Genomic DNA, 13,567 nt, shown 5'->3' with positions numbered 1-13,567 from the left:
ACACCGACAGACCTCCCCTACGGCGGATTCGATCAGGTTTATTTGCGTTCATTGCGACCCATTCTTCGAACCAGCTACCTTGACCTCTTGAAGTCTGATCCGCGCGCGAAGCGCGTTGCCACTCGCGCCTCAAGCCTCATGCCTATTTATTTATGAAACTCCTTCGTCCCCGCATAGGCGCGCGGATTAACCAGCGCATGTTCTTCCTGCATCAACCAGGCGATCTCCGCGGCCATCGGCACGCTGGCGGCTTCCATCGACGAGTGCGCGGCCATTTTGCAGTATTTCAACGTCACCTTGTCGAATTTACCGATCTCCTCGCCCCACTTCCAGGCTTCGTCTTGCAGCTTGGCGTGTGGCACGACTCGGTTGATCAGACCGGCATTCATTGATTTCACCGCGTCCCAATTTTCACCAGTGAGAATTAGCTCGAAAGCTAACTTGGTCGGAATTAAAGTCTTGAACATGGTTGCGATGATCGGATAGGGCAAGAATCCGCGCTTGATCTCGGGCAGACCGAACATCGCTTTATCCGACGCGATCGCCAGATCATGCGGCAATAACAACGTAATGCCGCCACCGAGACAAAAGCCGTTCACTACCGCAATCGTAACTTTAGGAAATGTCCGAATCACTTCGGCGACGTGATAAGCGCGCGGCTCTTTGCGCCGATCCTTGCCGCGATTCTGTCCGCCTTCGGTGGGAAACTCCGACAGATCGCGCCCCGCGCAATAAGCCACATCGCCGGCGCCAGTGGTCAACACCACGGCGATGTCATCGTCATTGCGCAGCTCTTCGAACACGACGAGAATCTCGCGAATCGCATCGCGGCTCAGCGCATTTCTCTTTTCCGGCCGATTGATCGTCACCTTCGCCACCGCGCCGCGGGTTTCCAAGATCGTAAACTTGCCTTCTTTGATCATCGCTAATTCCTTTCTCAGTTCGTCGTACTTTAAGCCGAATAACACTTGCCGTTGGTTTCGGTCAACCATTGAGAAAAGAGAGTTTCACGACGAATGCACGAAGAGCGCGGCGGGGTTCACTTTGAAAGATTGCTGATTTCACATTCACTCATCGATACCCCTCCGCCTGCATGGCAAATAGCCGCGCGTAGGTTCCTTCCAGTCGCATGAGTTCTTCATGCGTGCCCAGCTCAGCGACTTGCCCGGCTTCGATGACGACAATGCGGTCGGCCATGCGCACGGTGGAGAAGCGGTGCGAGATGAGAATCGCCATCTTGCCTTCGGTCAGTTCTTGGAAGTGGCGGAAGATTTCGTATTCAGTCGCGGCGTCGAGGGATGCGGTGGGTTCGTCTAGAACTAGAATCTCCGCATCGCGCATGAAGGCGCGCGCCAGGGCGATCTTTTGCCATTCGCCCAGGGACAATTCGTGGCCGTTGCGAAACCAGCGGCCGAGCATCGTGTCGTAACCTTCGGGCAAGTTATCGATCACCGCATCGGCGCCGCTTTTGCGCGACGCCTCTTTAATCCGCTCCATGTCGCCCACCGCTTCGATCTGACCGAAGCCGATGTTCTCGTGCACCGGCAAGTGATAGCGCACGAAGTCTTGGAAGATCACACCGATGCGTTTTTGCAATTCGCTAGGTTGAAGCTCGCGAATATCGATGCCGTCGATCAAGATGCTGCCTTCAGTCGGATCGTAGAGCCGGCTTAAGAGCTTGATCAACGTCGTTTTACCGGCGCCGTTGTGGCCCACCAGGGCGATCTTTTCTCCGGGACGAATCGTTAAATTAATACCGCGCAGCGCCCACTCGCCGTTTTCCGGATAGCGAAAGCCGACACCGCGAAATTCAATACCGCCGATGAGCGTCAGAGGTAGTTTTCGTTCGCCGGCGGTGAGAGCCAACTGCGGCTGCAAACCGAGGAAGTCGAAGAAGTTGGCCATGAACAGATTATTCTCGTAAATGTTGCCGATGGCCGAGAGGATCGACTGAAAAGTTCCCTGGCCTTGGCGAAAAATCGCTAAGTAGAGCGTCATGTCGCCGAGGGAAATTTTGCCTTGCACTGTGTGCATGACGATCCAAGCGTAGGACCCGTAGAAGCCGGCGGTGGTGATCAAACCCAAACCGAAGCCGGCCGCCGCCCGCTGGCGCGCCAGCGCTTTGTCTTCCTGGAAAAATTTGTCGAACAACGTCATGTAGCGCGCCAGCAAAGTCGCGCCGAGATTGAACAGCTTGATCTCTTTCACCGCGCCGTCTTCGGTCAACAGCCGGGAGAGATAATTGATTTGCCGGCTTTCCGGCGCGCGCCGGGTCAGCAGGCGAAAGCCCTGCTCGGAAAAGCGCGTCTCGGCGATGAACGCCGGGATGCTGGTGGCCAAAAGAATCACCACCAGCCACGGGCTGAAGCGCAGCAGCAACACGGCGAAGGAAATCATCGTGATGCTGTTCTGAACGATTTGAAAAGTGTCGTTGATCAGCTCGGTCGGCTTGTAGCCGCCTTCGCGCCGCGCGTTCTGCAAGCGGTCGTAAAATTCTGGATGTTCGAAGAACGACAGATCCAGGGTCAGCGCCTTGCGGATGATCTCGCCGCGAATCCGATTGGTAAGCTGGAGTTGCACCAGCTGTTGGATCAACCGCCGCCCTTGATTGAACGCCGAACTGAGCAGGAAAAGAATCAGTTCGAAAACGAGATAGAGAAATACCGTATGCGTACGCTCCGGATCGGCACCCTTTTGTATCGAAGCCACAACGCCGTCGACAATCAACTTGCCGACCCACGCTTGGCTCGCTGGCAACAAAGCGCCGGCGATGGTGAGCCCACCCAAACCAAGAGTCGCCCAATGGTTGGTCTGCCAAACCAAGCGCAGCGCCGCGGGCGTATGGGTGAATGTGTGGCGAAACTTTTGCCACTTTTGTAATAACGAAGCCATTTGGAAAATACCTATTCACCACGAAGAACACGAATGACACGAAGGGTTCGGACAATTTAAACTCCGAACTTCGTGCTCGTAGCCTGTGGTAAGCGTAGTCGAACCATGTCCTTCCTGGTGATAATTCTATTGCCAGTGCACTCGACTATTTCACCTATAGAGCAAGTCGATGAATCCGGAGCGCAGAATCTCGTCGATCAAGCTCAGATCCGTGTTGTCTTTCTCACTTAAACGTTTCGCTTGTGAGAAATCCAGCGCGGCGAGATCGATCAGCGCGCGCACCGCTTCGGACTGCGGCCGCAATTCTTTTTCCGCCCGCGTGGAAATCTCTTCGTAGAGATACGCCATGATGGCGAGGTCCGGGTTGCGCACGTATTTGGCGAATATCTTCAAGCTTTCGTCCCTGTGGCTTTTCAAATATTGAATCCCTTCCATGTAGCCGCGCAAAAAGCGCAACGCTTGGGAACGATTTTTCTGAATGAACTGCGGCGTGGTATTAATACCGCCGCTGACATTGGCGACTTCCAATTTCGCGAGAATTTTCAATCCCGCCTTCTCGGCGATCATATCCGACGGCGGCGTGAACATCGACGCGTGAATCACGCCGCTCGACAACGCCGCCACCCGCGCCGCCGGCCCGCCGTCGCCCACCGAGAGAAACGTCACGTCCTTGTTCGAGTCCATGCCGTTGTCGCGCAGCAGTTTCACCACCCGCGCGTAGGCGGCGTCGCGTCCCGGCGTGATGCCAATGATCCTGCCCTTGAGCTCGCGAATGGTTTTGATGCTCGGCTGCACGACGATGGAATATCCCAGCGTGTTGGTGGTCACACCGACACGAACGAGATTGGCATTCTGCAAGTTTGCCGTGACAATGCCGAGGTCGGAGCCGAGAATAAAGTCGACGCTGCCGGCGATCAACGCCGACACCGTGCGCGAACCGCCGCGCAAAAAGATCAATTCGACATCCAGGCCATGTTTCTTCCAAATCCCTTTGTCCGCGGTCACCCAAGACGCGGCGAAGCCGGTGGCGAGCGACGGATAACCGACCCGCATAACTTGCGCCTCAGTGGCTGTCCGCGAGTTAAATAAGAGTAAAACTCCGAGGAGAATTGCTGCACAGCGGTGCGACATGGATGTGTCTTGCTAACATCCGCTGCCCAACCTGTCAATTCACAACGCCCGCGACGATAGACGCGGTGAAATTGACAAAGATGAGATTTTATAGATTAGTCGAACAACCGTCTTCGAAGAAAGGAATTTAGCCTTGCTAACCAACCGTCGCACACTGCGCATCGAGTGGGGACAATGCGATCCCGCGGGGATCGTGTTCTATCCACAATATCTGATCATCTTCGACACCAGCACCGGTTGGCTGTTCGAGCGCACCGGCTTAAAGCCGTTACCGATGAGAAATAAATACGCCATCGTCGGCCTGCCGATAGTCGATGTCGGCGCGCGCTTCATCATGCCATGCCGCTTCGATGATGAAGTCGTCGTCGAAAGCGAAGTCGGCGAGTGGGGACGCAGCAGCTTCACCGTGCGTCACCGCATACTCAAGGCGAGCGAATTGGCCGTCGACGGTTTCGAAAAACGAGTGTGGGCTGCGCCTCATCCCGATCGGCCCGGAGCAATCAAAGCGCAAGCGATTCCCGCGGAAATAATCGCCAGCCTCTCCGACGCCAGCGGCGCGACGACTATCAAGTTTGATGACTCAGCCAGAGTCTAAGGCGATAGATGAAAACTATTTCGGTCCGCCGGCTATCTGTAGAGCATTGGATTTGGGATTTTGATCCGCGATTGCTTGCCACCCCTGCGCGCGACGCTGACTGCATGTTTTTTTGCTGTCGACTTCCGATTGACCGCTTCGCCTCGGGCTTGGTAGAAGTGCTTACTCGGATCGAACAGGAGAACCATCATGAGTGAAGCAAGCGCGCCGCAATTCGGCATCAGCAAGAACATGAAGCTCGTCGGCCGCACCGATCTCGCCGGCGGCGGCCAAGTGGTCGTCGAGAACGGCTACGCCTACGTCGGCCATATGGACCCGCCCCATGGCACGACGATTCTCGACGTCAAAGATCCCAAACATCCGAAGATCGTCGCCGAGATCAAGATTCCCGAAGGCATCCATTCGCACAAAGTGCGCGTCAGCGGCGATGTCATGCTGGTAAATTTAGAAAGATATCGCGGCAAGGAACGGCCTCCTACCGGATTGAAAATTTACGACATCTCGAAGCGCGACCAGCCGCGCGAGATCGCTTTCTATGAGACCAACGGCGGTGTCCATCGTTTCACCTTCGACGGCCGCTACGCTTATCTTTCCGTTCACGTCGAGGATTACATCGGCCGCATCCCAATTATTCTCGACCTCAAGGATCCCACCAAACCGCAAGAAGTCGGCCGCTGGTGGATGCCCGGACAATGGCTCGCCGGCGGCGAGAAGCCCAACTGGGAAGGCACCGCGCATCAGTGCCATCATCCGATCCGCTACGGCGACCGGCTCTACGTCAGTTACTGGCACGGCGGCTTCGTGATTCTCGATATCGCCGACATGAGCAAACCGAAATTTATCAGCGGCCTCAACTGGTCGCCGCCCTACCCTTCGCCGATTCACACCACGCTGCCGATCCCATGGAAGCTCATGGGGCGCGACATGATGGTGGTATGCGATGAGGAAGCCGGCAAGCGCGCGCCGACGCCGCCGGCGTTCATGTGGATGGTCGATATCACCGACGAGAAACAGCCGGTGTCGGTATCGACGTTCAATCCCGCCGGCGCGTGGGACATCGCGCCGGGAAATCAGTACGGCGCGCACCAACCTGCCGAGCAAATCTACGACAACAAAATGTTCGTCACCTGGTTCAGCGGCGGTTTGCGCGTGGTCGATATCAGCAATCCCTACAGCCTGCAAGAAATAGGCTACTACGTGCCCAATCCAGGGCGCGGGCAGAAGACGGTGAAGAGCAACGACGTTTATCGCGACAAAAACGGCCTGCTCTACTTGATCGATCGACTGGACGGTTTGGAAATACTTGAGAGCCAAGTCTGAAGAGATGGGAATATCTCCGGCAAAGGCGCGGTGTAGGGGCGCAGCATGCTGCGCCCTTTCCACATTCATTGGCACATTGGCGCCTTTGTGGGAGAAAATCCGAAAAGGAATTTACCATGCAATATAAGCGCGTGTTCACAGCAGCCCTCGTCTTTTCACTCTACCAATTGCTCGGCGCTGCCGCTGTCGCCGAACCGATTCGCATCGCCATGCCGTCGAAGAGTCTGACGTTCTTGAATTTCTATTTGGCGGAAAAATTCGGCCTGTTCAAAAGCGAGGGACTCGAAGCAAGCTTTCCGGTCGGCAAAGCGGACGTGCAGCTGACTGCCGTCGTTACCGGCGAGATGGAATACATCGCCGCCGCCGGCACCGTGCTGCGCGGCGGCGCCGCCGGTTTGCCGGTGAAAGCGCTGATGTTCGCTCTCGACAAACCGATCTTCTTCATGATGGTCAAGCCCGAAACCAAACGCATTCAAGATCTCAAAGACAAAGCCGTCGCGGTAACCGCGCTCGCCGCCACCGATGCGTTGGGCGCCCGCGCCATGGCCAAAGCCGCCGGCATGAACGGCGAGCAGGATTTGACGTTTATCAGCGCCGGCAGCACCGCCAACGCCCTCGCCGCTTTGCAAGCCGGTTCGGCGGCGGCGGCGATGCTCTCGATACCGTTTAACTTGAAAGCCGATGAACTTGGCTACCGTAGCCTCGGCAACGCCGCCGATTTCTTGCGCACGGTGTTGTCCGGCCTGGGCACCTCCGACGCGCGCATCAAAAACAATCCGGCGCAGGTCAAACGGACCATCCGCGCGGCGCTGCGCGGTATAGACTTCGCGCGCGATCCGGCCAATCAAGACAAGATCATTGCGTACATCATGGAAGATTTTCAGCTCGACAAAAAAACCGCCGAGGCATCGCTGCGCGAGATCGTCAAAAACTATTCCATAGACGGCACCACCGCCGAGGAAGCGGTGCGCGCCGATATCGAATTCGTCCGCGAGCAAAACAAACTCAAAACCGCCGTGCCGCTGACGCAAGTGTTGGATTACAGCTTGTTGAAAGAAGTCTTGGCCGAGAACAAGAAGTAATCGCGGTCAATCACATCGCGCGAACGCCGCCCGTCAGCGAATAGACTTTGCACCGACCGTACGATATGAACGGACGAGCCTATTCGTCTAGTTCATCTCGCGAGGAAATATTCATGAGACCGATCGTCAAGCGCCACGCGGCCGTTCTACTTTTATTCCTTGTTCAGTGTTTGACTCCGGCGCCTTCTAGCGCGCACGCGCAACCGGTCAACGTCGAGGCGGCGAAGAAAGAAGCCAGCGTCGTGGTTTACGGCACCGCGACGCCCCAGGCGATGGACGTGATCATGAAAGGGTTCGAAAAGAAGTACGACATCAAGGTCGAGTACTGGCGCGCCTCGGCCACCGGCGTGGCGGATCGCGCGCTCAATGAATGGCGCGCCGAGCGGCCATGATTCGATGTCATCGAAGCGAGCCGCGGCGTGCAGTTGATCATGAAGAAGGCCGGCCTGTTCGCAAAAAATATTCCGCCGTCGGCGGAGAAATTTTCCGCCAAGTTCAAAGAAAAAGACGGCATCATGACACCCTGGCGCATGTTGCCGATTGGCATCATCTACAACACGGAGCTGGTCAAAGCCAACGAGGCGCCGAAATCATTGGATGATTTGTTGAATCCCAAATGGCAAGGCAAGCTCGCCATGCCCGACCCGGCGAGCCACACCACCACGGCGCAGTTTCTCTGGAACATCAAACAATTCAAGAAAGACAAATGGCTCGACTATGCCAAGGCATTGGCCAAGCAACAACCGCGCTTGGTCGAATCGCTAACCCCGGTGACCAACACCATCGTCAAAGGTGAAGCCCACGTCGGCATCGCGCTGATCAACACCGTCACCCAGTTCAAAGGGCCGGTGGCCTACGCGCCCATCGACAAATATCTCACCGACCCGAGCTATTTGAGTCTCGGCACCAAAGCCGCCCATAACAACGCGGCACGCCTGTTCATCGACTACGCCTGTTCTCCCGAAGGTCAAAAAGCTTTCGCCGAAACCGGCGAGTTCGTGCTCTCACCGGGAATCTATCCCGCTATCAACGACGCCCAGAAGGTCAGCGCTAACGTCGTCTTCATGGAGAGCGCCACTGAAGAGGAATTCAAAAAGCTGATGGCCGATTTCCGGGAAATCTTTTTTGCCAAGTGAGCGCACCACACGCGCGCCAATTGAATGACTGCCACATCCGAACGAAACTATCTCATACCCTTTCGCCATCGTGACTTCAGCGTTTTCTGGACCGGTTCGTTTTTGTCGAGCATGGGCACGCAATTCACCACGGTGGCGATGGCCTGGCAGATCTACGAGCTGACCGACTCGCCCTTGCAGATCGGCCTGCTCGGCCTGGCACGGGCGCTGCCGCAAATACTATTGCTGCTGGTCGGCGGCTTGCTCGCCGACGCCATGGATCGGCGCAAGTTGATGATGTGCACGCAGAGCGGCCTGTTCTGCATCTCGACGACGCTGGCGCTGCTCAGCTATTTCGGCCAGGTCTCGGCGCACATGCTTTACGCCGCGACCATGTTGCTGGCGATCTTCACTTCGCTCGAACAACCGTCGCGCCAATCGATGATTCCCAACCTGGTGCCGCGCGAACACCTAGCTCAAGCGCTAGCGTTGCAAGGCACCCAACGTTACGTGCCGATCATCGCCGGACCTTCTCTCGCCGGCGTGCTGCTCGCCTTTTCAGGTCCCGCCGCGTGCTACGCCGTCGATGCTTGTTCGTGGATCGCCATGCTAACCGCGTTACGGATTCTCCGCACGAAAATCCCCGAAGGCGGCGGCTGGAAATCGGTTTCGATCGCATCGCTACACGAAGGCTTTCGCTTCGTCCGCTCCCACGGCGTCATCTTCCCGCTTATGCTGTTGGATTTCAGCGCGACTTTCTTCGGCAACGCGCGCGGCTAGTTTCCGATTTTCGCCCGCGACATATTGTTCGTCGGACCGAAAGGCTTGGGCTTGCTTTATGCGTCGCGCGCCATCGGCTCGTTGCTCGTCGCCGTCGGCATGACCGTGCTCGGACCGGTGCGGCGCGCCGGCCGCTGGATCATCATCGGCATCGCGATCTATGGCGCCTCGACGGCGCTCTTCGCCCAGTCCAAAATCTTCTGGTTATCGATTCTAATGCTGACACTGACCGGCGCCGGCGACACCATCAGTTCGATCCTGCGCTCGACGATCAACCAAATGAGCACGCCGGACGAACTGCGCGGCCGCATGTCGTCGATCAACAGCATCTTCACCAGCAACGGACCGCAGTTGGGCCAATTCGAATCCGGCCTGGTCGCCGCCGCATTCCCCATGGTCCGCCGCTTCCGCATCCAACCGGCAAATTTGGAGAGATCGCGATGACAAGAATTATTGCAAATCGTTGGCTCGCCGCTTTGTTGCTATTCGCGGGATCGAACGGCGGCGCATCGGCCGACGCAGCGGAGAAAATCAACGCCAGCTACGGCGCCAGCTACGGCGCCATCTCCGGCTCCATGGCGCAAACCTGGATCGCCAAGGAAGCCAAGCTTTTCGAAAAGCACGGCCTCGACATAAACCTCGTCTACATCTCCGGCGGCCCGCGCAGCATCATGTCGCTGATCGGCGGCAGCGTCCAGTTCGTCAACCACTCCGGCATGCCCGCGCTGGAAGCGTTTCAACGCGGCGCCGACACCGCGCTAATCGCTTCGCCGATGAACCAGCTAGAGCATTCGCTCGTCGTGCAGAAAAGTATTACCAACGTCGAACAACTGCGCGGCAAAGTTTTGGGCATGAGTACGGTGGGATCGCTGACCGACATTCTTTTGCGCGAAGGACTGCGCTTGAACGGCATCGCGGAAAAAGAACTCACGATCATCTCGGTGGGCGATCTCGCCGCCAGACTCAACGGCTTACAGACCGGCAGAATTCACGGCGCGATCATCGCCGGCATCCAGACGCTCACAGCAAACAAGTTGGGCTATCGTACCTTGATCGACTACTCCAAACTGCCCATCGAAATCGCCGGCTCTGGCATTCTCGTGCGCCGATCCTACGTTTCGAAAAACATCGACATCACATTGCGATTCTTGAAAGCGTGGATCGAAGGTCTCTATCTGTTCAAAGCCAAACCGGACGTCGCCTTCAGCGTCCTGAAAAAATACGTTGCCACCCAAGACCAAGAAGTCTTGACCACGATCTACAACTTGTACAAAGAAAGACTGATGTATAAACCGACGCCGACGGCGAGCGTGGCGAAGTCGATGCTCTACTTGTTATCGCGCAACAGCCCACAAGTCGCCGGCACCAACCCGGAGGGCTTCATCGAAACGCGCTACGTCAACGAATTGGAAAGCACCGGCTTCTTCGAAGAGATGAATCGGCAATACGGCAAATAATTTCCGATCTCAACTCGCGCCTCAAGCCTCAAGCCTCGCGCCTTTTTTCCTTCCCACCATCGGCCAAATCAAAAACGCCGCGGTGAGAACAATCAACACTGCGCAAATCGGCCGGTTGAGAAAGATCATAAAGCTTCCGCGGGAAATCAACAGCGACTGGCGCAACGAAGTTTCCATGATCGGCCCGAGCACCATGGCGAGGATGAACGGCGCGCCTTCGAAACCGACGCGGCGCAGGCCAAAGCCCAACACGCCAAAGACCAGCATGATGATGATCTCGGCGACGTTGGCATTCAAACTGTAAACACCGATTAAGCAGAACAGCAAAATCAACGGAAACAAAATCACGTAGGGCGTTTTCAACAGCTTCACCCAGATGCCGATCAGCGGCAGATTTAGAACCAGCAGCATGACGTTGCCGACGTACATGCTGGCGATGAAGCCCCAGAAAAGTTCCGGGTATTTAGCGATAAACAACGGCCCAGGTTGAATGCCGTGGATCATCAGTGCGCCCATGAACAGCGCCATGATCGCGCTGGTGGGAATGCCCAACGAAAGTAAAGGAATGAACGAGCCCGCGGTGGCGGAATTATTCGCCGCCTCGGGACCGGCGACCCCTTCGATGACGCCGGTGCCAAATTTTTCCGGATAGCGCGACAAGCGCTTCTCCATGGCGTAGGAAACGAACGAAGCGATCACCGGGCCGGGTCCAGGAAGAATGCCGAGAAAAAAGCCCAGCACCGAGCCCCGCGCGATGGGCCAGGCGCTGTCTTGCCAGTCTTTACGGTTGGGCAACAAGCCTTGAATCTTGGTCTGGTAAACCGATTGGGTGCTAACATCGACCAAGTTTTCTAAAATTTCCGCGACGCCGAACAGTCCCATCGCCACCGGCACCAAGCCGAAACCATCGCGCAGCGTCAGCGTGCCGTAAGTGAAGCGCTCTTCGCCGGAGATCGGGTCCATGCCGACGGTGCCGGCGAGGAGGCCGAGCACCGCCATGATCAGCGCCTTGACCATCGAGCCTTGCGACAGATAGGAAACCAGCGTCAAACCCGCCAGCGTCAATGCGAAATATTCCGCCGGTCCGAAACTCAGCGCCGCTCTGCCGAGCAGCGGTGCTAAAAACATCAAACCGACGACGCCGAAGGTACCGGCGATGAACGAGCCGAAGGCCGAGATGCCCAGGGCCGCGCCAGCCCGGCCCTGACGCGCCATCTTGTAGCCGTCAAGACAGGTGACCACCGACGCGGTTTCGCCGGGGATGTTGACCAAGATTGAAGTTGTCGAGCCGCCGTACATGGCACCGTAGTAAATGCCCGCGAGCATGATGATCGCGCTGGCCGGTTCCATTTTGAACGTCAGTGAGAGCAAAAAGGCGACGGCGCCCACCGGTCCCAGGCCCGGCAGCACGCCGACTAGAGTTCCCACCAGCGAGCCGATGAAGCAGAACAATAAATTCATCGGCGTCAGCGCCACGCCGAAGCCAACCGCCATGTTGTGCAAAATGTCCACGCTAAATCCCCAACACTCCCACGGGCAGTGGCACGCCGAGCAGCCATGCAAACAAGCCGTAGGAAAGCGCCGCCGTCGCCGATGCAACGACAATCACCTTCGACCATTTTGGGGCTTCGATGGCGCGCAGTAACAGCACCATGAGAAAAAATGTGCTGAGCAAGAAGCCGAGCCATTCGAGAACCAAAGCAAAACCCAAAAGCGTCGCCAGTGTCGCGCCGATACGAATCCAACCCTCGGTGGGAATTTTCTCCGTGGGCCGATCGATGGTCTTGTCGCGCAAAGATTGGGCTAAACAGCAGAGCGACAGCAGCAGCAACAGCCCGATTATGATTTTCGGATAGAAGCCGGTATGGGGCACGCGGAACGTGCCGAAGCTGAGCACGCGCGATTCGAAGAGAATGAATCCCGCCAACAGCAGCAAGCCAATCGCGGCCGCGAGATTAACGCGTTTCATGGCGGCGAACTTTGCGGCGCGAAGACAATTTTCACTGGGTGATTTTCGCCACTCGCGCCACTTCGGACCACTTACGTTCTTCTTCCGCGAGAAACTTGGCGAAATCGATGGCGCCGAGATTCTCGATCAGAGCTTGGGCTTTTTCGATGTTGGCGGCCGCTTCGGCGTCTTTCAACGCTTCGTTGATCGCCGCCACCAGCCGCTTCTGCGCCGCCGGCGGGGTTTTGGCCGGCGCGAAAAATCCCACCCAGACTTTGAGATTGAGTTCCGGATGGCCCTTCTCGACGGTGGTCGGAATATTAGGAAAATCTTTCAATCGTTTATTGGACGCCACCGCCAGCGCGCGCATCGTCGCCGCTTCGATATGACTGCGCGTCGTGCCTATGGTTAGAAACGCGATGTTGACGTGGCCGCCCAGCACCGCCGTGGCCGCCGCCGATTCCGAACCGAGCGGCACGTGCGTCAGGTCGACGCCGGTTTTCAATTTCACCAACTCGCCGATGAAGTGCGGCGTCGTGCCCGGACCCGCCGAGCCATAGGTAAACTGCCCAGGATTTTTCTTGGCGTCGGCGATAAACTCTTCGAAACTTTTCCACGGCGCATCGGCTTTGACCACGGTCGTATTAGGGCTGCTGGTCGCCAAGGTCAGCGGCGCGAAGTCTTTCAAGGTAAAACCGGAATTTTTATTGATGATCGGAATCAGCGCGACGGGCGGCGGCGTGACCAAAATCGTATAACCGTCGGGCGCGGCATCCTTCGCCGCTTGGATTCCCACCGCGCCGCCGCCGCCGGCTTTGTTGACGATCACCACTTGCTGGCCGAGCGCCGCCGACATCTTCGGCGCCAACAGCCGCGCGACGATATCGGTCACCGCGCCGGGCGGAAACGGATTGATGATTTGAATCGTCTTGGTGGGATATTCGGCGCCGCGCGCCAAGGCGACGGTTAAGAGCCAAGTGGCGGCGATGAGTGTAATTCGAGAATTAATCTTCAACATGCTTCCCCTCGCGCTGGCGTTCAATTCGCTCTCTCTGCTAACAGAATCGCCCACGCAGTGTCAATCTATTTCACAATTTATGTTGTAGCAAAGTGATTATGTCAGGGGTTAACGGCAACGTAATTATGTCAGGGTGGAAGGATGACAACCCTGACAATGAAAGACGAGAAACGACTAGACATAATTCAACGAGTATATCGCAGCGAGATCACCGTGGTTGAGGCCGCAC

General features: G+C 56.9%; 14 protein-coding genes. 8 read left to right on the top strand and 6 right to left on the bottom strand.

The window, feature by feature from the left end; genetic code table 11:
* Window positions 1–146 precede the first annotated feature (146 nt).
* The 3 genes from EXR70_06895 to EXR70_06885 all read right to left on the bottom strand — a co-directional run bounded on the left by EXR70_06895 (window position 147) and on the right by EXR70_06885 (window position 4,023).
* A complete protein-coding gene (locus EXR70_06895) occupies window positions 147–992 on the bottom strand; it encodes an enoyl-CoA hydratase/isomerase family protein (protein MSP38201.1) in 846 nt (281 codons plus the stop codon).
* A 79-nt stretch (window positions 993–1,071) separates the two neighbouring features.
* On the bottom strand, window positions 1,072–2,892 hold the full coding sequence (locus tag EXR70_06890; protein ID MSP38200.1) for an ABC transporter ATP-binding protein: 1,821 nt from the start codon (window positions 2,890–2,892) through the stop codon (window positions 1,072–1,074).
* A gap of 150 nt (window positions 2,893–3,042) precedes the next feature.
* The gene (locus EXR70_06885; protein ID MSP38199.1) at window positions 3,043–4,023 is read right to left on the bottom strand and encodes an ABC transporter substrate-binding protein; all 981 of its coding nucleotides are present in this window, start codon (window positions 4,021–4,023) and stop codon (window positions 3,043–3,045) included.
* Window positions 4,024–4,117: 94 nt separating this feature from the next.
* Here EXR70_06885 and EXR70_06880 point away from each other — a divergent pair, with 94 nt between their 5' ends.
* The 8 genes from EXR70_06880 to EXR70_06845 all read left to right on the top strand — a co-directional run bounded on the left by EXR70_06880 (window position 4,118) and on the right by EXR70_06845 (window position 10,372).
* On the top strand, window positions 4,118–4,618 hold the full coding sequence (locus EXR70_06880) for an acyl-CoA thioesterase (protein MSP38198.1): 501 nt from the start codon (window positions 4,118–4,120) through the stop codon (window positions 4,616–4,618).
* Between the two features lie 231 nt (window positions 4,619–4,849).
* Window positions 4,850–5,938 (top strand): hypothetical protein, encoded by a 1,089-nt coding sequence (locus tag EXR70_06875; GenBank protein MSP38197.1) that lies wholly within the window; start codon window positions 4,850–4,852, stop codon window positions 5,936–5,938.
* 116 nt (window positions 5,939–6,054) lie between these two features.
* The gene (locus tag EXR70_06870; protein MSP38196.1) at window positions 6,055–7,020 is read left to right on the top strand and encodes a hypothetical protein; all 966 of its coding nucleotides are present in this window, start codon (window positions 6,055–6,057) and stop codon (window positions 7,018–7,020) included.
* A 113-nt stretch (window positions 7,021–7,133) separates the two neighbouring features.
* Window positions 7,134–7,412, top strand: coding sequence for a hypothetical protein (locus EXR70_06865; protein ID MSP38195.1), 279 nt, complete (start codon window positions 7,134–7,136; stop codon window positions 7,410–7,412).
* A gap of 27 nt (window positions 7,413–7,439) precedes the next feature.
* On the top strand, window positions 7,440–8,156 hold the full coding sequence (locus tag EXR70_06860; GenBank protein MSP38194.1) for an extracellular solute-binding protein: 717 nt from the start codon (window positions 7,440–7,442) through the stop codon (window positions 8,154–8,156).
* A 24-nt stretch (window positions 8,157–8,180) separates the two neighbouring features.
* Window positions 8,181–8,915 carry an MFS transporter gene (locus EXR70_06855; protein MSP38193.1) on the top strand — a complete coding sequence of 245 codons (735 nt, stop codon included), beginning with the start codon at window positions 8,181–8,183 and terminating at the stop codon, window positions 8,913–8,915.
* A gap of 6 nt (window positions 8,916–8,921) precedes the next feature.
* Window positions 8,922–9,359, top strand: coding sequence for a hypothetical protein (locus EXR70_06850; protein MSP38192.1), 438 nt, complete (start codon window positions 8,922–8,924; stop codon window positions 9,357–9,359).
* A complete protein-coding gene (locus EXR70_06845) occupies window positions 9,356–10,372 on the top strand; it encodes an ABC transporter substrate-binding protein (protein ID MSP38191.1) in 1,017 nt (338 codons plus the stop codon). The genes EXR70_06850 and EXR70_06845 overlap by 4 nt, the downstream gene beginning before the upstream one ends.
* Window positions 10,373–10,393: 21 nt before the next feature.
* Here EXR70_06845 and EXR70_06840 read toward each other — a convergent pair whose 3' ends face one another.
* The 3 genes from EXR70_06840 to EXR70_06830 are packed head-to-tail and all read right to left on the bottom strand — an operon-like array spanning window position 10,394 to window position 13,338.
* Entirely contained in the window at window positions 10,394–11,884 is a 1,491-nt protein-coding gene (locus tag EXR70_06840) for a tripartite tricarboxylate transporter permease (protein ID MSP38190.1), read from the bottom strand.
* A 1-nt stretch (window position 11,885) separates the two neighbouring features.
* Window positions 11,886–12,341 (bottom strand): tripartite tricarboxylate transporter TctB family protein, encoded by a 456-nt coding sequence (locus EXR70_06835; protein ID MSP38189.1) that lies wholly within the window; start codon window positions 12,339–12,341, stop codon window positions 11,886–11,888.
* A gap of 31 nt (window positions 12,342–12,372) precedes the next feature.
* Window positions 12,373–13,338 carry a tripartite tricarboxylate transporter substrate binding protein gene (locus EXR70_06830; protein MSP38188.1) on the bottom strand — a complete coding sequence of 322 codons (966 nt, stop codon included), beginning with the start codon at window positions 13,336–13,338 and terminating at the stop codon, window positions 12,373–12,375.
* Window positions 13,339–13,567: the final 229 nt, after the last annotated feature.

The sequence above is a fragment of the Deltaproteobacteria bacterium genome (assembly GCA_009692615.1).
Classification (GTDB): Bacteria; Desulfobacterota; Binatia; order UBA9968; family UBA9968; genus DP-20.
This window is presented reverse-complemented; position numbering and strand designations above follow the sequence as displayed.

Coding starts and splice junctions, on each gene's coding strand:
- EXR70_06895 (MSP38201.1), bottom strand. CDS start 992: ATGGTTGACCGAAACCAACGGCAAGTGTTATTCGGCTTAAAGTACGAC.
- EXR70_06890 (MSP38200.1), bottom strand. CDS start 2,892: ATGGCTTCGTTATTACAAAAGTGGCAAAAGTTTCGCCACACATTCACC.
- EXR70_06885 (MSP38199.1), bottom strand. CDS start 4,023: ATGTCGCACCGCTGTGCAGCAATTCTCCTCGGAGTTTTACTCTTATTT.
- EXR70_06875 (MSP38197.1), top strand. CDS start 4,850: ATGAAGCTCGTCGGCCGCACCGATCTCGCCGGCGGCGGCCAAGTGGTC.
- EXR70_06870 (MSP38196.1), top strand. CDS start 6,055: ATGCAATATAAGCGCGTGTTCACAGCAGCCCTCGTCTTTTCACTCTAC.
- EXR70_06865 (MSP38195.1), top strand. CDS start 7,134: ATGAGACCGATCGTCAAGCGCCACGCGGCCGTTCTACTTTTATTCCTT.
- EXR70_06855 (MSP38193.1), top strand. CDS start 8,181: ATGACTGCCACATCCGAACGAAACTATCTCATACCCTTTCGCCATCGT.
- EXR70_06845 (MSP38191.1), top strand. CDS start 9,356: ATGACAAGAATTATTGCAAATCGTTGGCTCGCCGCTTTGTTGCTATTC.
- EXR70_06835 (MSP38189.1), bottom strand. CDS start 12,341: ATGAAACGCGTTAATCTCGCGGCCGCGATTGGCTTGCTGCTGTTGGCG.
- EXR70_06830 (MSP38188.1), bottom strand. CDS start 13,338: ATGTTGAAGATTAATTCTCGAATTACACTCATCGCCGCCACTTGGCTC.